At 71.6% G+C, this 20506-nt stretch carries 4 protein-coding genes and 1 pseudogene; 2 read left to right on the forward strand and 3 right to left on the reverse strand.

Going from position 1 to position 20506, the window contains the following annotated elements; genetic code table 11:
- Window positions 1-266 precede the first annotated feature (266 nt).
- From FOF48_RS37715 to FOF48_RS11445, 3 genes and pseudogenes are all read right to left on the reverse strand, one after another.
- Window positions 267-365, reverse strand: a pseudogene (locus FOF48_RS37715) (zinc-ribbon domain-containing protein); the annotation flags it as partial.
- Window positions 366-374: 9 nt separating this feature from the next.
- Window positions 375-758, reverse strand: a complete 384-nt coding sequence (locus tag FOF48_RS11440; RefSeq protein WP_255442073.1) for a helix-hairpin-helix domain-containing protein — start codon at window positions 756-758, stop codon at window positions 375-377.
- 38 nt (window positions 759-796) lie between these two features.
- A complete protein-coding gene (locus FOF48_RS11445; RefSeq protein WP_143902111.1) occupies window positions 797-2074 on the reverse strand; it encodes an aspartate kinase in 1278 nt (425 codons plus the stop codon).
- Between the two features lie 145 nt (window positions 2075-2219).
- Here FOF48_RS11445 and hutH point away from each other — a divergent pair, with 145 nt between their 5' ends.
- Both hutH and FOF48_RS11455 read left to right on the forward strand, forming a co-directional pair.
- Window positions 2220-3746: a histidine ammonia-lyase gene (gene hutH, locus FOF48_RS11450; protein WP_143900840.1), complete on the forward strand. Its 1527-nt coding sequence runs from the start codon at window positions 2220-2222 to the stop codon at window positions 3744-3746.
- Between the two features lie 302 nt (window positions 3747-4048).
- Window positions 4049-20491: an SDR family NAD(P)-dependent oxidoreductase gene (locus tag FOF48_RS11455; protein WP_143900841.1), complete on the forward strand. Its 16443-nt coding sequence runs from the start codon at window positions 4049-4051 to the stop codon at window positions 20489-20491.
- Window positions 20492-20506: the final 15 nt, after the last annotated feature.

Below are 20506 nucleotides of genomic sequence, written 5' to 3' on the forward strand. Positions count from 1 at the left end.
CGGGGCTGAGAGGCGACCGGCGCGATGGAGGGGGGCGGAGGGACGACGCCGGATGAAGTCAGCGGCCCCGACTCCGGCGTCGGCCGCGGAACGAAGGAGCCGGGAGCGGTCGTCGTGCCCGCGAACAGCTGCGTGGACTTCAGGCTGGATGCGCCCTCACCGCCGAAGCTCGCCGTGGACGACGGAGCCCCCGCGCGGTCCATGGCACCCGCCGGTGGAAGCTTCGGCGCGGAGGGCACCACGCCGGTCGGCGAAGCGATGAAGACGTGGCCGCATTGCGTGCACAGCACCGAAGCGCCACCGGGCGGCAGGAGTCGGGCATCCAGCACGTACTGCATCGAGCATTCCGGGCAGGCGATCTTCACCGGCTGTGCTTACCATACGCCCCCCGTGGCCGCCGCCGGGTCCAGCACGGTGGCTGCCCGGAGGGTCTCCAACTTGGCAGCGCCAACGCCGGGCACCGCGTCCACGTCATCCCAGCTCGTGAACCGGCCGCCCTGATCCTCGCGAGCCGTCACCAGCCTCCGGGCCAGGTCACGGCCCACACCGGGCAACAGGGCCAGCTCCGCCTCGGACGCGGCGTTGAGGTCCAGCTTGAGCCCCAGGGCGAGCGCCTGGGCTCCCGTGGGCACGCTCCCAGGGCCGCACGTGGCCAGCCCCGCCGCATCCAACCGGACGGACTCCGGCGGGCAGTCGAGCGAGGGCCCCGACTCTGGCCACCGCGCCCGGGCCACGAAGCCCAGGGCGAGCAGCCCCAACGACAGCGCCGCGAGCGCGGACGTGCGCCCCCAGCGCCTCAGGCCTTCTGCCCCTTCAGCGCGTCCACTTCGGACACGGTGGGCGTGGCCGTCACGGCCGGCGGCGCATCCAGCCCGAAGGCCGTGTGCAGCGCGCGCACCGCCAGCTCCGTGTACTTCGTGTGGATGACACACGAGGTCTTGATCTCCGACGTGGAGATGAGCTGGATGTTGATGCCTTCCTGAGAGAGCGTCTGGAACATCCGCGCCGCGACGCCCGAGTGGTTGCGCATGCCCACGCCGACGATGGACACCTTGGCGATGGCGTCATCCACCTCGACGCCGGTCGCGCCCACCTCCTGCGCGGCCAGCTTCACGACCTCGTGGGCCTTGGCGAAGTCGGACTTGGCGACGGTGAAGGTGACGTCGGTGCGCCCCTCGCGGGACAGGTTCTGCACGATGAGGTCCACCACGATGTGCTTCGCGTCGAGCGCCCCGAAGAGCTTCGCCGCGGCGCCCGGCTGATCCGGCACGCCCACCACGGTGATCTTCGCCTCGTTCCGGTCGTAGGCGACCCCTCGAACCAGCACGTCCTCCATGGATGCGTCCTCCTCACAGACGAGCGTGCCCGGATCCTCGGTGAAGGACGACTTCACCCACAGGGGCACCTTGTACTTCATGGCGAATTCCACCGAGCGGATCTGCAACACCTTGGCGCCCAGGCTGGCCAGCTCCAGCATCTCCTCGTAGGTGATGCGGTCCAGCTTCTTCGCGGCCGGGCACACGTTGGGGTCGGTGGTGTAGACGCCGTCGACGTCCGTATAGATTTCACACGCGTCCGCCTTGAGCGCGGCGGCCAGGGCGACGCCGGTGGTGTCGGAGCCCCCGCGTCCCAGCGTGGTGACGCTGCCCGTCTCGTCCACGCCCTGGAAGCCGGCGACGACGACGATCTGCCCCCGCTTCAAGGCGGCGCGGATGGGCTCCGCGTCGATGCTCTTGATGCGCGCCTTGGAGAAGGTGCTGTCGGTGACGATGCGCACCTGGTGGCCGAGGAAGCTCACGGCCTCTCCGCCCTGCGCCTGGATGGCCATGGCCACGAGGCCAATGGACACCTGCTCGCCGGTGGCGACGACGACGTCCTGTTCGCGCTCGTTCGGCCGGTCGGTGATCTGCGCGACGAGCTTGAGCAGGCGGTTGGTCTCGCCGGACATGGCGGACACGACCACGACGACGTCATGGCCCGCCTTCTGGGCGGCGATGCAGCGGCGCGCGACGTTCTTCATGCGCTCGGTGTCACCCACCGAGGTACCGCCGTACTTCTGGACGATGAGGGCCAAGGGGCTCACGACCTCCCTGCACGGACGGGCGCAGGCTATATGAGCGCCGGGCCCCGGGTGTAAAGGGCCTCTCAACCAAGCCGCCGCGAATCCGCTAGCGTTCGCGGCCCCACGTCTTCAAGCCGCATTCCTGGAGCACCCAGACATGTCCCGCCCCCGCCTCCTCATCGATGGTGACACCCTGAAGCTGGAGGAGATCCTCCAGGTCTCCCGCCACGAGCTCACGGTGGAGCTCGCCCCCGAAGCCGCCAGGCGGGTGCAGGCCTCCCGAACGCTGGTGGACCGGGTGGCCGCGGGTGACACCCCGTCGTACGGCATCAACACCGGCTTCGGAACGCTCGCGGAGGTGCGCATCGACCGAAAGGACCTGCGCGACCTGCAGCGCAACCTCATCCTGTCGCACGCCTGTGGCGTGGGGAATCCGCTGCCGCTGCCGGAGGCGCGCGTCCTGCTGCTGCTGCGCTGCAACGTGCTGGCGAAGGGCTTCAGCGGCATCCGGATGGAGACGCTGGGGCTGGCCCTGGACATGCTCAACCGCGACGTGGTGCCGGTGGTGCCCGAGCGGGGCAGCGTGGGCGCCTCCGGTGACCTGGCGCCGCTGGCGCACCTGGCGCTGGTGTTGATTGGCGAGGGCGAGGCGTTCTTCGAGGGCGTGCGGATGCCGTCGAAGCAGGCGCTGGAGAAGGCGGGCCTGAAGCCGGTGGTGTTGGAGGCGAAGGAAGGCCTGACGCTGATCAACGGCACGCAGGCGATGTGCGCGGTGGGGACGCTCACGCAGCTGCGCTCGGAGCTGCTGGCGGACGTGGCGGACATCGCGGGCGCGATGACGGTGGAGGGCCTGTTGGGCAGCCACAAGCCGTTCCTGCCGGAGATCCACGCGGTGCGTCCGCACGCGGGCCAGAAGGCCGTGGCGGAGCACCTGCGGCGGATCCTGAAGGGCAGCGATCTGGTGGAGACGCACGTCAATTGCAGCAAGGTGCAGGACCCCTACAGCCTCCGGTGCATTCCGCAGGTGCACGGCTCCGCGCGAGAGGGATTGGCGTTCGCGCGCCGCATCCTGGAGGTGGAGGTGAACAGCGGCACGGACAACCCGCTGGTGTTCGCGGACACGGAGAACATCATCTCCGGCGGCAACTTCCACGGTCAGCCCATCTCCCTGGCGATGGACGTGGTGGCCATGTCGCTCACGCAGCTGTCGTCCATCAGCGAGCGGCGCGTGGAGCAGATGGTGAACCCCTCCCTGTCGGGGCTGCCCGCCTTCCTCGCGAAGAACAGCGGGCTCAACTCCGGGTTCATGATCGCCCAGGTGACGGCGGCGGCCCTGGTGGCGGAGTCGCGCATCCTGAGCCACCCGGCGTCGGTGGACTCCATCCCCTCCTCCGCGGGCCGCGAGGATCACGTGTCCATGGGCATGACGGCCGCGCTCAAGGGCCGTCAGGTGTCTGAGTTCACGCGCTCATGTCTGGCGATTGAAGTCCTGGTCGCGGCGCAGGCGCTGGACTTCCGTCAGCCGGTGAAGCCCGGCAAGGGCGTCCTGGCGGCGTACGAGCTGGTGCGCAGCAAGGTCCCGCACATGGACCGCGACCGCGAGCTGCATCACGACATCTCGGCGGTCACGGCGCTGGTGGAGTCCGGGGCGCTGCGCGAGGCCGTGCGGTCCGCCACGGCCTGAGCCCTCTCGCTCAGCCGCGGGCCGGACCCGGAAGTTCCGGCGTCCGGCCCTGGCTCGGCACCCCGTGAAACATCGCGGTGCCAAATCCCAGGACGAGGTGCGCATCGCGCTGTCATCAGGACAGGCATGTCTCGCCAATTTTCCTGGGAACCTCCTCTCAAATTCAAGCATTCCGCGAATGCAGCACCAGACGGGGCGTGTCCCGCCCTCGGAGCCGCACTTATTGCGGATCTATTCACTCTCCCCTGTCTCAAGGAGTCAGAGCATTGATCTAGGCTGCCGGGTCTCCAGGACAAGACACCGTGCCCGACTTGCTACACGCGTTCGAGTGCAGCACCACGATCAGCCACGAAGACCCGCTCGTCCGGGATCACCGGGTCCACGGCGTGCGAATCCTGCCAGGGGTGGTCTTCCTGGATCTCGTGCTCCGCGCCCTGAAAGCCCAGGGGTTCGACACACCGTCGATTGAGCTGCGGAATGTGCTGTTCAGTGAGCCCATCGCCACCACGGAGCAGTTCGACCGGCGCGTGCGCCTGCGCTTCGTCCCGCAGGACGCGGAGGCCCGGCACTGGCGGGTGACGGCGGAGAGCAGCCCCGTTCCCTCCGGGAGCGACGGCCCGGCAGGGGTCGGGGTCGTCGAGAACTTCCGCTGCGAGTTCCAGGTCACCCGTGAGCCGTTCGAGGGCCGGCTCGACGTGGATGCCTTGCTGAAACAAGCCACGCGCACCACGGACGTGGACGACGCCTATGTCTACGCGCGCGGCGCGGCCATCGAACACCTCGAGTTCATGAAGGGCCAGGGACAGCTCTACTTCCACGAGGGCGGAGTGCTGGCCGCGCTCCAGCTGAGCAGGCCCGCGCGGGAACACCTGGAGGACTTCCTCCTCCATCCAGTCCTCCTGGACAGCTCCACGCTCCTGCCGTTCCTCTTCATGCAACAGCGGCCGGAGCTGGCCCTCCAGCCATTCATCCCCATCCACATCGAGTCGTTCCGTGCGGTGCGCGCGCTGGGCGAACGCGTGTTCGTCCATGTGCGTGAATCCAGCACCGGACTGGTGGCGGACGACCTCTTTCACAGCGACATCGACTTCTATTCGCGGGAGGGGCAACGCCTCGCATCCCTCCGAAAGCTGTCCACCAAGCGCATCCGCTCCGAAGCCCTCATCTCCCGCTTGCGACGCCCGGAAGGCGAAGCGCGTGCTCCGGAGCCACGCGCCGCGCCCGCCGCGCCCGCGACAGCCGCGAGTGACGCTCCCATCCTGGACTACCTGCGAGGCCTGCTCGCCTCTGAATTGTCGGTGGCCCCCGAGTCGCTCGACGAGACGGAGAACTTCTACTCCCAGGGACTGGATTCAACCCACCTGCTGCGAGTCGTGCGGCGGCTGGAGCAAGACCTCGCGTGCAAGCTCTACCCGACGCTGCTGTTCGAGCACAGCACCCTGCGCGAGCTGGCGGACTACCTCTCGCGGCATCATGCGCAGGGCGTGGCGGGGCTCGCCCCCAGACAGCCCCCCGCGGGCCGCGCCGAGACGCCTGCTCCCGTGCGACATGAAGTCCTCGTCCCCGCGGCCCCTTCACCGCGCACGCGCTTGGACGAACCCATCGCCATCATCGGGCTCGCGGGACGCTATCCGCAGGCTGCGGACCTGGACGCGTTCTGGGACAACCTCCAAGCCGGACGGGACTGCATCACGGAGGTCCCCAAGGAGCGCTGGAATCACGACCGCTGGTTCGATCCGAACGGCAAGCGCCCGGGCACCACCCAGGGCAAGTGGGGCGGGTTCCTTCAAGGCATCGACCAGTTCGACGCGCGCCTGTTCAACCTCTCGCCGCGCGAGGTCGAGCTCATGGATCCCCAGGAGCGGCTGTTCCTGGAGACGGCCTGGCAGGCGTTGGAAGACTCGGGCCAACCGGGCGGGGCCCTTCGAGGCCAGCGCGTGGGCGTGTTCGTGGGCGTGATGTGGGGGCAGTACGCGCTGCTGGGCTTGGAGGAGACCCTCAAGGGGCACCCCGTCGCGCCCTCGTCATTCGCATCGTCCATCGCGAACCGCGTCTCCTACTTCTTCGACTTCCGCGGCCCCAGCCTGTCCCTGGACACGATGTGCTCCTCGTCGCTGACCGCGCTGCACCTCGCCCGCGAGAGCCTGCTGCGCGGTGAGTGCGAACAGGCGCTGGTCGGCGGCGTCAACCTCATGCTGCACCCGAGCAAGTACGTGTTCCTCAGCGAGCACCGCATGCTCTCCAGTGACGGCCGGTGTCGCGCGTTCGGCGAGGGCGGCAGCGGCTACGTCCCGGGCGAGGGCGTGGGCGCGGTCCTGCTCAAGCCCCTCTCGCGCGCCGAGGCCGACGGGGACTTCATCCACGGCGTCATCCGCACGACCGCGGTCAACCATGGCGGCCGCTCCAACGGCTACACCGTCCCGGATCCCGACGTTCACGCCACGCTCATCTCCGAGGCGCTGGAGCGGTCGGGCGTCGAGCCTGGGACGGTCGGATACATCGAGGCGCACGGGACCGGCACGAGCCTGGGCGATCCCATCGAGATCTCCGGCCTGGGCAAGGCCTTCAGGGGCAGGACGGCTCCGGAGTGGAGCTGCGCCATCGGGTCGGTGAAGTCGAACGTCGGGCACCTGGAAGCCGCCGCGGGGATCGCCGGCATCACCAAGGTGCTGCTCCAGTTGCGCCACCGCAAGCTCGCCCCGTCGCTGCATGCGCGCCAGCTCAATCCCTTCATCGACTTCGCGAGCACGCCCTTCCGCGTCCAACAGGAGCTGAGCGACTGGCCCGCGCCAACGACCCTCGCGGGGCAGCCCGCCCCCAGGCGCGCGGGCCTGAGCTCATTTGGCGCGGGCGGAGCCAATGCCCACGTCATCCTCGAGGAGTACGTGGCCCCTCGGGCCGACGCACCACCTCCCGAGCGGCCACGACTGGTCGTCCTGTCCGCGCTCAAGGAGGACCGGCTCCGCCCCTACGCCGAACGGCTCCTGCGGGTCCTGGACCGGCAGGCCGCCCCCGGCGGCACGGCTCCCCGTGCCAGCCTGAGCCAGATCGCCTACTCGTCGCAGATTCGCGGCGAGCCCATGCCCGCGCGGCTCGCCTTCGTCGCCTCGAGCCTGGAGGCGCTGCGCGTACAACTGCGGAGCTACCTGGAGGGGACCTCCCTCCCAGCGGACTGCTTCCAGGGGACGGGCAGGGCCGCGCCCTCCACCGCGTCGCTGTCCGCGCGCGGGACGGAGGCCCCGGCGCTGCGCGAACTCGCCGCGCGCTGGGTGGAGGGCCAGGACGTGGACTGGTCCACGCTCCATCCCGAAGGCCGCCCCCGGCGGCACCCGCTCCCGACCTATCCCTTCGCGTGGCGCTCGTACTGGCTGCCGCGCACGGAGCACGTGGCCACCTCCGGCGGCGCCCCTCGGCGGCTTCACCCGCTGCTGGGACTCAACACCTCCACGTTCGCGGCCGTGCGCTTCTCCACGGCGTTCTCCGCCACGGAGCCGCTGCTCGCCGACCACCGCGTCCGTGGGCAGCCGGTGCTCCCGGGAGTCGTGTGTCTGGAGATGGCCCTCGCCGCGGCCCGACTGGCGGGCGCCGGGCCTGTCCACGGCCTTCGCGACATCACCTGGGCGAGCCCTGGGGTGCCGTCGTCAGACACCGCGACCCTCGACGTGTCCCTCGAACTCCAGCAGGAGGGCGAGCATCTGGGCTTCCGCCTCGTCGGAGCGACCGGGCAGCTCCACGCCCAGGGTCGGCTGTCGCGCAAGGAGAGCTCCGGGCAGAGGGAGTCGCGCCCGGCACCCGGTGACATCCAGGCGCGCTGCCCGCGCCTGCTGTCCGCGGAGGACTGCTACCGCCTCCTCGCCTCGCGGGGACTGGAGTACGGCGAGTCCCTGCGCCCCATCCGCGCGCTCCACGTGGGACATGACGAGGCGCTCGCCGCGTTGCACCTGCCCACGGCCCCCGCACCGGTGGACGTCACCCTCCCCCCCGGCCTGTTGGACGGTGCCCTGCAAGCCGTCATCGGCCTCCTCGCGCAGGAACCGGAGGGCGGTGTCGCGGCTGCGGAGCGGACCTGGCTTCCGTTCTCCCTGACGGCGGTGCACCTGCACCGGCCCCTGCCCCCCGAGTGCTTCGTCCACGTCACGCGCAAGGCGCGGCGCAAGGACGTGGAGACCTTCGAGCTGTGTCTGCTCGATGGCGCGGGGACGGTGCTCGTGCGGATGGAGGACTTCGCGATCCGAGAGGTTCGTGGACCGGCGCGCGAGCACCTCCGCGTCCTGGGCGAAGCCTGGGTGCCCGAACCACTGGAGCGCACCTCCAACGAGGCGACCGGTGCCCTGCTGCTCTTCGACCACGACACCGTCCTGCGCGACGGGCTTCGCGGAGGGACCCCACGGCCCGTGATCCTCGTGAAGCCGGGGACGGGCTTCCGCTCGCTCGGCGACGGCGTCTACGAGATCGCGCCCGCGCGCACCGAGGACGCCACGCTGCTGCTCCAGGCCCTGCGACAGGAGGGCCGCGTCCCCACGGCCGTGATTCACGCCTGGACCGCGCTGCACGGCTCCGGACCGGATCAGCAATCCCTGGAGCAGGTGCTGGAGCAGGGCCTCCAGGCGCTGATCAGCTTCACCCGGACCTGGCTCCAGTCCCGGCCCGTGCCCTCGCTCCAGTTGCTGTGCGTGGAGGCTGGTGACGAGACCTCGTCACCCCATGCCGCGCTCTCGGGATTCTGCAAGACGATCAACCGCGAGCATGGCGCCCTGCGATACCGAGTCGTCCGACTCGGGGACGGCGTCACGCGCCCGGCCTGGGAGCTGTTGCTCCAGGAGCTCTCCCTGCCCCACGCGGCGGATGACTTGATCCGACTGGACCGGACGGGGCGCGCCCGGCTCCGCATGCAACGGCTGTCGCTGCCCGACGCGGACTCCACGCCCCTGCTTCGACACCGGGGCGTCTACCTCATCACGGGGGGGCGGGGCGGGCTGGGCCTGCTCTTCGCCCGCTTCCTCGCCCAACGCTTCCAGGCGCGGCTCGTCCTCGCCGGACGGGCTCCGGAGGACGCGGCCGTCCGTGACCAACTCCAGACACTCGCCGCCGACGGCGCGGAGGCCGTGTACCTGCGCGCGGACGTGTCTCGCGAGGATGAAGCGCAAGCGCTCGTCAACGCGACCGTGAGTCGCTTCGGCGCGCTCCACGGCGTCATCCACTCCGCCGGGGTGTTGCGCGATGCCATGGTCGCCCACAAGCGCCCCGAGGACGTGACCGAGGTCCTGCGGCCCAAGGTCCATGGCGCCCTCCACCTCGACCTCGCGACACGGCAGCTACCGCTCGACTTCTTCGTCCTGTTCTCCTCCCTGGCCGGAGTCATCGGCAACGTGGGGCAGTGCGACTACGCCTTCGCCAACCGGTACCTCGACCAGCTCGCAAGAAGGCGCGCGGCCCAGGTCGCACGGGGCCAGCGCCACGGACGTTCGCTCTCCATCGCCTGGCCCCTGTGGCGCGAGGGCGGCATGCGCGTGGACGCGCAAGTCGAACAGCACCTGCTGCGGACGCTGGGCATGAAGCCGCTGGGCACACGGGCGGGACTCGACTTCTTCGTGCGGGCACTGCACGCCACGGAGCCCGTGATGGCCGTCGTGGAGGGCGACCTCGCGGCCATCGATGAAGCCTTCGCGCTGATCCAGGCCCCCGCGTCCGCCCCGCTCCCGCCATCTTCCGAGGCCGCACCCGCTGACATGGAAGCGGTCCTGGCGACGGTCGCGGAGGTCCTTCGCGTGGACCCCGCGGAGGTGGATCCCGATGCGAGCCTGGAGGATCACGGCTTCGATCCCACCACGCTCGCGGTGCTGAGCACCCGACTGGGTGAGCGGATGGGCCGCGCCTTGAGTTCGCGCCAGCTGGCGGAACACGCCTCCGTGCGCGCCCTTTGCCAGACGCTCGCCGCGGTGGCGCTGCCCCGCCCATCCGTGCCCGCGCCCGCCGCACCGCCGTCCCCGAGGTCCGAACCCCAGCCCGTGGCCCCGAACGGACTCCTGCGCGACCGGGTGCGCGCCCAGGTCATGGGGACCGCGGCGTCGATCCTCAAGATGGACGTCGGGGATGTGGATCCGGACACGGACCTGCGCGACTTCGGCTTCGACTCCATCTCCATGACCCAGCTGGCCAACCGGCTGCGTGAACAGCTCGGCGTGGATCTCACTGCCGCGATGCTCTTCGAGCATGACCGGTTGGGGGCCCTCGTCGAGCATCTGCTCGCCACGCATCGGGAGGCCCTGAGCGCACGGTTTCCGGAGGAGCGGGCACCGCCCTCGAAGCCCTCGGTGGAAGTGACCGCCGCCCCGGAGCCCCCCAAGCCCCAGCCCCCTGCGCGCACCGCTCCCCCCAAGTCCGTGGCGGGCTCATCGGAGCCCATCGCGATCATCGGCATGGGCGGACTCTTCGCCCAATCCCCCGAGCTGGGCGCCTTCTGGCGGAACCTCGAGCAGGGGCGCGATTTGATCGCGGAGATCCCCCCAGAGCGGTGGGACTGGCGCGCGCTCGAAGGCAACCCGCTGACCGAGCCGAATCGGACCCGCGTCAGGTGGGGCAGCTTCATCGACCCGGTGGAGCACTTCGACGCGGCCTTCTTCCGCATCACGCCCCGCGAGGCGGCGCTGATGGACCCCCAGCACCGCCTGTTCCTCCAGCTGGCGTGGAACACCCTGGAGGACGCTGGCTACCGGCCCTCCTCCCTCGCGGGCAGCGACACGGGGGTGTTCGTGGGAATCGGCACGACCGACTACCACGACCTGTTGAGGGACTTCGGCATCGCCGCGGACGCGCACACCGCCACGGGCAAGGCGCACTCCGTGCTGCCCAACCGGCTCTCCTTCCTGCTCGATCTGCACGGCCCCAGCCTCCCGGTGGAGACGGCGTGCTCCAGCTCGCTGGTCGCCATCCACCACGCGGTCCAGGCCCTGCGCTCGGGTCAGTGCACGCTGGCGCTCGTCGGCGGCGTCAACCTGCTGCTCAGCCCGCAGCTGTATTTCGCGTTCAGCCGCGCGGGCATGCTGAGCGAGGACGGACGCTGCAAGACGTTCGACGCCTCCGCCAACGGCTACGTCCGCGGTGAGGGCCTGGGCGCCCTGCTGCTCAAGCCCCTGTCGCGCGCCGAGGCCGACGGGGACACCATCCACGCGGTCATTCGTGGAACGGCCATCAACCACGGCGGACGCGCCCAGGCGCTGACCGCCCCCAACCCCAAGTCCCAGGCGGACCTGCTGGTGGCCGCCTACGAGGACGCCCGGGTGGATCCGGCGACCGTCGGCTACATCGAAGCGCACGGGACGGGCACCTCCCTGGGAGACCCCATCGAGATCTCCGGCCTGCGCATGGCCTTCGAGCGGCTCTATCCGCGCTGGCAGCGGCCCCCGCCTTCGCGGCCCCACTGCGCGCTCGGCTCGGTCAAGACCAACATCGGACATCTGGAGACGGCCGCCGGCATCGCGGGGGTCCTCAAGGTGGCGCTCGCGCTGCGTCACCGCACCCTCCCCGCCAGCCTCCACTTCCAGCAGCCCAACCCCCAGCTGCGGCTGGAGGGTGGCCCGTTCTACGTCAACGCGACCACCCGGCCATGGCCCGCGCCGCTCGACGACGCAGGCGTGGAGGGGCTCCGGCGCGCCGGCGTGAGCTCCTTTGGGTTCGGCGGCACCAACGCCCACGTCGTCCTGGAGGAGTACCGCGCGGCGCCCCGGCCCCCCCGGACCGCCACGCGGCCCCAACTGGTGGTGCTCTCCGCTCGCGATCCGGCCCTGCTGCGGACCACCGCCGAGCGGCTGCGCGAGGCCCTGCGCAACCCGGCGGCGCCGCACCTGGAAGATCTGGCCTACACGCTCACCGTGGGACGCGAGGTCCTGGATGAGCGGCTGGCCACCGTGGTGCGCGACCTCGATGAACTCGCCGCGCGGCTCGATGGATGGCTCGGACGCGGCACCGCCGAACACGTGCATGTCGGGAGCGCGGACGGAGCGCGGCTGCATGAGTCGCTTCTGGGCGGCGCCGCTGGCGCGGCCTTCCTGGAGGCGTTGTTCACCGGAGGGGAGCTCGACCGGCTCGCCCGGCTCTGGGTGAGCGGAGCCACGTCCGACCTGTCGCGGCTCTACCCGCTCCCGTCACGGCGCGTGTCCCTGCCCGGCTCACCCTTCGCCCAGACGCGGCACTGGCTGCTGCCCGGTCCGGCGGATCGGCTGTACGTGACGGGCGCGGCGACAGCGCCCATCGCGGTCCCTGAAACAGCGGCTCCGCGCGACGCCACTCCGCTGGAGGCCGACGGGACCTGGCGCGGCGCGCTCCAGTTCCTGACCCAGGCGCTGGCGACCACGGCGCGGCTCGATCCAGCGACCCTCCGTCCCACGGCCGACTTCGAGAGCTACGGGATGAACTCCATCCTCATCGCCGAGCTCCACCAGAAGCTCGAGGCGGCGTTCGGCAAGCTCCCGATCACCCTGTTCTTCAAATACAAGAACCTCGCGGACCTGGCGGCCTACCTGGGCCAGGAACACGGCGCGCAGCTCCAGCGGCTCACGCGGCAGGCCCCGGGGCCCTCCGCGACGACCGCGCCGCCCCCCGAGGGACCGCCCCCGCCCGCCGCGCGCGTGGGGCCCCCGGAGCAGCGCCCACGCTCCTCGCCGATGCCTCGGGACAGCGTCGCGGATGGGGACATCGCCATCATCGGGATGAGCGGCCGCTATCCCCAGGCGGAGGACCTGGAGCACTACTGGCGCAACCTGGAGACGGGCAAGGACTGCATCGAGGAGATCCCCACGGAGCGTTGGGACTACCGCCCCCTGTTCGATGCCACACGCCAGGAGCCGGGCTCCATCTATGCGAAGTGGGGCGGCTTCCTGGACCGCGTGGACCGCTTCGATGCGGCCTTCTTCCAGATCTCTCCGCTGATCGCCCGCTACATGGACCCCCAGGAGCGCCTCTTCCTGGAGACCGCCTGGGCCTGCATGGAGGACGCGGGCTACACGCGCGCGGGGCTGGCGAAGGCGGACGCGGGAGATCAACGCGCGCCCGTGGGCGTGTTCGTCGGAGCCACGTACAACGAATACGCCCTCTTCGGCGCGCAGGAGTGGTCGCGAGGCCACCGCATCCCGTTCAGCACCCAATCCTTCTCCATCGCCAACCGGGTCTCCTACGCGCTCAACCTGAGCGGGCCCAGCCTCACGCTGGACACCGCCTGCTCCTCGTCGCTCAACGCCATCCACCTCGCGTGCGAGAGCCTGCGCTCCGGCGCATGCGAGGTGGCGCTGGCGGGCGGCGTGAACCTGTCGCTGCACCCGAGCAAGTACGTGATGCTCTGCGCCAACCGCTTCGCGTCGAGCGACGGGCGCTGCCGCAGCTTCGCCGCGGGGGGCGATGGCTATGTCCCCGGCGAGGGCGTGGGGGCCGTCCTGCTCAAGCCCCTGGCCATGGCGCTGCGCGACGGGGACACCATCCACGCGGTCATCAAGGGCAGCGCGCACAACCACGACGGGAAGACCCATGGCTACACGGTGCCCAACCCCGTGGCGCAGACCGAGGTCATCTCCACGGCCCTGAGACGTGCCGGGGTGGATGCCCGGACCCTCGGCTACGTGGAAGCGCACGGGACGGGCACCAGCCTGGGCGACCCCATCGAGGTCACGGGGCTGACGGATGCGTTCCGGAGCCACACACCGGACCGGGGCTTCTGCGCCATCGGCTCGGTCAAGGCCAGCATCGGCCACCTGGAGTCGGCCGCCGGCATCGCGCAGCTCCACAAGGTCCTCTTGCAGATGAGGCACCGCCGGCTGGCGCCCACCCTCATCCATGGGGGGCAGCTCAATCCGCACATCGACTTCGCGAGCACGCCCTTCCGCGTCCAACGCGAAGCCACGCCGTGGCACTCACGGCCCGGAGAGCCCCTGCGCGCCGGCATCAGCAGCTTCGGCGCGGGCGGCGTCAACGTGCACCTCGTCGTCGAATCCTGGGAAGGGCCCGCGCTCCGGAGCTTCCCGCTCCCGGCCCGGCCCCAGGTCCTCGTGCTGTCCGCCCGCACGCCGGAGCGGCTGCGCGTCCAGGCGCGGCGGCTGCTCGATTGGCTCGAGGCCCGGCCAGACTGGGGCCTGGGTGAGTTCGAAGCGCTCGCGTTCACGCTGCAACAGGGGCGCGAGGCGATGTCCGCCCGGCTCGCCTTCGTGGCCTCGGACCTGGTCATCACCCGCGAGAGGTTGCGCGTCTACGTGGCGCACGCGGAGGACTCCGTGGCGCTCCGAGCCCAGGGCCTCTTCACCGCCACCCTCTCCCCATCGCACGTGGCGGACGCCGCGCCCCCCGAGTCCGAGCTGCTGGCGCTCGTCGCCCGGCATGAGCACGCCACGCTCGCGCGCACCTGGGCCGAAGGCACGCCCTGGCCCTGGCGGGCCCTGTACCGGGAGCACCCGCCGCGCCGGCTCCGCCTCCCGACCTACCCCTTCGCCGGAGAGCGCCACTGGATTGAATCCTCGGGACCAGCGCCCACGCCGCCGCCTCCGGGGGCCCCCCCCGCCCCCACGTCCCCCGAGCCGCGACACCGCCAGTCGATGCGGGAGCAGTTGGCGCACGCCCCCCAGGCCGAGCGGCACGCGCTCTTGATCAGCCTGCTCGGCGAAGCGGTGGCCCGCGTCCTGGCCTATGCGCCCTCCACGCAGCCGTCGCCGGAGGAGGGCTTCTTCGATCTGGGGATGGAGTCGGTGCAGGCCACGCAGCTCGTGGAGCACCTGGAGGGCGAGCTCGGGATCGACCTCTACCCCACGCTCGCGTTCGATCACCCCACCCTGCGGGCACTCGCGGACTTCCTCCTCGAACGGCTCCCCGCCGTGGCCGAGGCGCCCGCCGCGCGCCGCGCCGAAGCTCCAGCGGAAGTGGTGCTCGCGCGCCAGGAGTGGCGTGACGCACCCTGCACGGAGTCCCCCGGCCGCGCCCCTCGCGGCGTCCTGCTCGTCGGAGGGAGCGAGGCCCACGCCAGGGCCTTCCGCGAACACCTGCACGCGCAGGGCGTGGAGGTGCCGGTGGTGGGGGCGCGCCTGGGTCAGCGCTTCGACGCGACCGGCGCGGAACCCGAGTTCGATCCCGCCGACGCGCGGCAGGTGCAACAGCTCCTCGCCGCGCTGAGCGGACGGGGGCTCCAACCCAGTCACGTGTTCCATCTCGGCGCGCTCGACGCGGACTTCGGGAAGGACCCCACCCTCGGCTTCGCGCAGCTGTTGGGGATCGCGCAGGGCATGCTCGCGCACACGTCCGATGGGGCGATGCGTCTGGGGTATCTGCACGCCACGGTGGACGGCACGCATCGACCCGCCCACGCCGCCCTGGGTGGGTTCTGCCGCGCGCTCGGCCTGGAGGCGCCACGGCTGGGCTTCCAGACCCTGGCACTGGGCCCGGAGTCCTCCGCGCCTTCCGAGGTGGCGCGGCTGGCGCTGGCCAACAGCGGCCAGGACGACGTCGAGATCCGGTACGTGGCGGATCGGCGTCAGGTGCGTGAGCTGGTGGAGCCACCCCATGCGCCTCCACGCCCCTCGCCGCTGCGACAGGGCGGGGCCTACCTGCTCACCGGCGGAGCGGGCGGACTGGGCCTGCTGCTGGCCGAGCATCTGGTGCGCACCGTCCAGGCGAGGATCGCGCTCATGGGCCGAGGCGAACTCGACGAGGCCCGGCGCCTGCGGCTGGAGGCGCTGCGCGGGACGGGCGCCCAGGTGTTCTACATCCGCGCGGATGTGAGCGACCGGGACTCGGCCGCGCGGGGGCTCCTCGAGGCCTGTGAGCGACTGGGGACGGTGCACGGCATCATCCACGCGGCGGGGGCGACGCGAGACTCACTCGTCGCGGCCAAGGACCCGGCGCAGTGGGCGGCGGTGCTCGGCCCCAAGGTGCACGGCACGCTGCACCTGGATGAGGCCAGCCGCCACCTGCCCTTGGACTTCTTCGCGCTGTTCTCCTCCACGGCCGCCATCACGGGGAACGTAGGCCAGAGCGACTACGCCTTCGCCAACGCCTTCCTCGACGCGTTCGCCGAGGAGCGCGAGGCGCGACGGGCACGAGGAGAACGGCGGGGCCGCACGGTGTCGTTCAACTGGCCGTTGTGGGCCGAGGGCGGCATGCGGGTGGACGCCAGCACGCTGCGCTTCATGGAGCGCCGGGGCGGACTCACGCCCCTGCCCACCGCGCTTGGGCTGTCGGTGTTCGAGGCGGGGCTGGCCCAGGACGACTGCCAGCGCGTGGTGTTCCATGGGGCCCGCGACGTCCTCGTGCAGCGGTTCGGCATCCGGGCCAAGGCCGTGGTGCCAGAAGCCGCCCCTCCCTCGCCCCCGCCCGCGCCAGCGGCCGGGCCACGTTCCTCGGCGCCCACGCCGGAAGGACGGGAGCCCATCGCCATCATCGGGATGGCCTGCCGGTTCCCCGGTGGGTGCGACAGCCCCGAGGCGCTGTGGCGGTTCCTCATGGAAGGCGGCGACGCCATCGTCGATGTCCCCAGGGAGCGGTGGGATCCCGAGGCCTTCTTCAACGCGGATCCCGATGCCGCCGGGCGCGTGTACGTGCGACAGGCAGGGTTCCTGAAGGAGGCGCCCGCGCTCTTCGACGCGCGGCTCTTCGGCATCTCTCCACGCGAAGCCATCGACATGGATCCCCAGCAGCGCCTGTTGCTGGAGGTGTCGTGGGAGGCCCTCGAGCGCGCGGGCCTCGCCCCCGACAGCCTCGCGGGCAGCCCCGTGGGAGTCTTCGTGGGGATGGGCAGCGCCGAGTACGGCCTGCTCCCTCGCGCAGCGGGACAGTTCAGCGCGTACAGCGCCACCGGGCTCGCGGCGAACATCGCCTCGGGGCGGATCTCCCACCGGCTGGGGCTCCAGGGGCCCGCGCTCACCGTGGACACCGCGTGCTCCTCATCGCTCATGGCCGTCCACCTGGCGTGCGACAGCCTGCTCCGAGGCGAGTCCACCGTGGCCCTGGCAGGCGGCGTCAACCTCATGTTGTCGCCGTATACGTTCGTCTCGCTGAGCCGGCTGCGCGCCCTGGCGCCGGATGGACGCTGCAAGACCTTCGACGCGTCCGCGGACGGCTATGGCCGCGCTGAAGGCGGCGGGATGATTGTCCTCAAGCGGCTGGCCGACGCGCGGCGGGACGGCGATCCCGTGCTGGCCGTGCTCCTGGGCTCCGCGGCGAATCATGACGGCGCGAGCAGCGGGCTGACCGTGCCCAACGGGCTCGCCCAGCAGGCGCTGCTGCGCAAGGCGCTGGAGTCGGCGCACCTGGAGCCCCAGCGCATCTCGTACGTGGAAGCCCACGGCACGGGCACCTCCCTGGGAGACCCCATCGAGATGCAGGCCCTGGGGACCGTGTACGGGCAGCGCCCGGCCTCCGCGGAGGCATTCACGGTCGGCGCGGTGAAGGCGCACCTGGGGCACCTGGAGGCCGCCGCGGGCATCGCCGGCCTCATCAAGACCGTGCTCTGCCTCCAACACCGGACGATTCCGAAGCAGCCCCACCTCCACCAGCTCAACCCCCACATCCGCCTGGAGCGCATGCGCGCCCGGCTCGCATGGGACACGCTGCGGTGGGACGGGGAAGGACGGGCGGCCGGCGTGAGCGCCTTCGGGTTCTCGGGGACGAACGTCCACGTCATCGTGGCCGAGCCCCCCGCTCCGCCCGCCCCCGTCGCTTCGCCTCCGCGGCCCGTGCACCTGCTCCCGCTGTCGGCCCGGGACGACGCCGCGCTGCGCGCCCAGGCCCGCGCCTGGCGGGAGTACCTGTCGCGAGAGCCGGAGCACCTGCTGGGCGCGGCGTGCACCGCCGCCGTGGCCGCGCGCAGCCACCTGGAGCACCGCGCCGCGGTGGTGGCCTCCGATGGCGCGGGACTCGCCGCCGGACTCCTGGCACTCGCCGAGGGCCACGGGGCCGGGGGCCTGCTTCGCGGCGTCGTCGAGCAGGCCGCCATCCCCCGGCTCGCGCTCGCCATTCCCCACGCGGGGGACCTGCGCGCCACCGTGGCGGCGCTCTCCCCCGTGGAGCCTGTCTTCGCGGCGGCCTTCGACGCGTGTGGCGCCGTCGTCGCGGAGCTGTCAGGCGGCTCCCCTCGCATGCTGGAGGCGCCGGAGGTCACCACCTTCCGCGCCCGATACGCCCTGCTCAAGCTGCTGGGGCACTGGGGCTATCAACCCGACGCACTGCTGGCGGACGGCCTGGGCCTCTACCTCGCGGCCTGCGAGGCCGGCGTGTTGGAGCTCCGGGATGCGCTGCGCTGCCTGTTGCGCGACCTGGGTGGGCTGGGCGCCTTCACCCTGGAGCCGGGGCAATTGACGGAGCCGCGCCTGCGCCTGCTGCACACGCGAACCGACGCGCTCATCGACGCCCGGAAGGCGGCTCGCGCCGACACGTGGACGCAGCCTGCCCTCGCGACGGGGGATTGGGAGGCGGCCCTCGCGGGGCTGGCTTCCACCGAGCGCCGGATCATCGTGGCGCTGGGCGACACGGAGCGCCCCTGGCTTCGCGCCACCTCGGACGAGGCGCCCTGGCGAACGCTCCTGGACTGCGTGGCGGACCTCTACACGCGGGGGCTCGCCCCGGCTCGACGCCCCTTCACCGAAGGACGGGCCCGGCCGGAACGTCCACCGCCGACCTACCCCTTCCAGCGCAAGCCCTACTGGCTGCCGACCCTGCCCGTGGAGGTCGCCCCCATCGGAACGGATGCCTCCGGTCCCCCCGTGTTCGACGGCACGCCGCTGCACTCACCCCGCCGTGAGCGCGAATTCGCATACCGGATCAGCTACGCGCGCCTGCCGGAGCTGGCGGACAACCACGGCGTCGCCCACGTCGGACACCTGCAGGAGCTCCTGACCCGCGCCATCCGCCAGCACCTGGACTTCACGTCATTCGCGCTTCGGGACGTGCGCTACCTGGTCGCGCTGCACGTGGATCCCCACGAGGAGCGCGAGGTGCGCCTCGGGGTGGAACCCCTGGAGGGGGGTCGCGCCCGGCTGCTGCTCCATGGCCGCGTGGATGAACGCGGTCCGTGGACCCTCCACGCCCAGGCGGTGCTGGAGCACGCCGCGTCCACTCCCGATGCCTCGGGCGCCCTTCCGAGCCTGGAGCAGGCCACCCGCTGGGACGGCGACACCTTCTACCGCCGGCTCGAAGCGCTGTCCTTCGACCTGGGGGAGAGCGTGAAGTGGGTGGACGCGGTGGACTTCCGCGAGGGTGAAGCCCTGGCCCGTTTCCGGCCGCGGCCCCGCGCGGAGCAGCCCTCGCACGCCCTGGGCTTCCATCCGGGCATCCTCGACGCGTGCGCGCAGCTGTTCGCCGTGGCGGGGGCGGCCCACCTCGATGAGCGCATGCGCTTCATGGTCGTGGGCTGGGAGTCCTTCCAGCTCCACCACGCCCCGGCGAGCGACACGCTCCTGTGCCACATCACGTTCCCCGAACCTCCCGACGCGAACGGGAACATCACCGGCCACTTCCGGCTCCTGGACGAAGCGAACCGACTCGTCGCCGAGGCCCGGGGACACCGGCTGCGACTGCTGAGCGCCGAACGGGTGGCGGCGCTCGAAAAGGCACTCCAGGACACGCCCCGGCCCCAGGGCCCTCGGTCCCATGAGGTGAGGGACGCGGCCGCCCAGCACGCGGCGGTCGTGGCGTTCCTGACCGGTCGTGCCGCGCATCACCTCCAGATGGAGCAGGACGCGGTGACGCCCCATGTGCCGCTGCGGGACCTGGGCCTGGACTCCATCACGGGGCTGTCCTTGCGACGGGACATCGAGGAGACCCTGTCGCTGCGGGTGCCCGCGGAGCTGCTGCTCGAAGGCCCGAGCATCGACAACCTCACCCGCGCCCTGTTGCGCGACCTCGCGCCAGCGGAGCGCGCTCCGGACGCCGTGCCCCCGGCGACGGCACCTCACTCCTGGTTCAGCCACGTGGTGCGCCGCCCGCGTCCTCGCGTGCGCCTGTTCTGCTTCCCCTATGGCGGCGGCGGCGCCTCGCTCTACCTGGACTGGGCGCGGCTGCTGCCCGAGCACATCGAGGTCTGGCCGATACAGCTCCCGGGACGCGAGACCCGCATCCACGAGCCGCCCCTGCACCGCCTGGAAGACCTGCTGCCCCAGCTCGAGTCCGCGCTGCGGCCCCACCTGGACCTGCCCTTCGCCTTCTATGGGCACAGCCTCGGCGCGCTGCTCGCGTACCTGCTCGCCAGCCGGCTCCGCGCCCGCGGCCTGCCCCAGCCCGAGCACCTCCTCGTGGGGGGGGCCAGCGCGCCCTTCCTGTCGCCCGGTCCGTTCCTGGAAGGGCTCCAACAGCGCTTCCGCGCGGCGGGCTTCCAGGGCGTGCCCGACCCCGGGACGCGCGAGCCCCTGGGGCCGCTGCTCGACATCGCGATGAACACGGCCGAGGGACGGGTGATGGCGGGCCGGGACACCGACTTCGCGCGAGCACTGCTGCCCATGATGCTCGCGGACCTGAAGTTGATGGAGGGCTACCGCTACCAGCCCGAAGCGCCCTTCGCGTTCCCCATCACCGTCATGCACGGCGCCTCCGATGACCGCATCACGGCCGAGGCCTCCTCGGCGTGGCGCGCGCTCACCCAGGGGGCGTTCCACCAGCACGTGACGCCGGGCGATCACTTCTTCCTTCGCCCGAACCAGGCCCAGGCCTGGCTCCTCCAGCGGATCGCCTCCGCCCTGCCTCCCCTCCTCCCGACGCAAGCCTCTCCCCTCTCCGCCTGACCCCTCATCCTCGGA

The sequence above is a fragment of the Corallococcus sp. Z5C101001 genome, assembly GCF_007352635.1.
GTDB lineage: Bacteria > Myxococcota > Myxococcia > Myxococcales > Myxococcaceae > Corallococcus > Corallococcus silvisoli.

Coding starts and splice junctions, on each gene's coding strand:
- hutH (WP_143900840.1), top strand. CDS start 2,220: ATGTCCCGCCCCCGCCTCCTCATCGATGGTGACACCCTGAAGCTGGAG.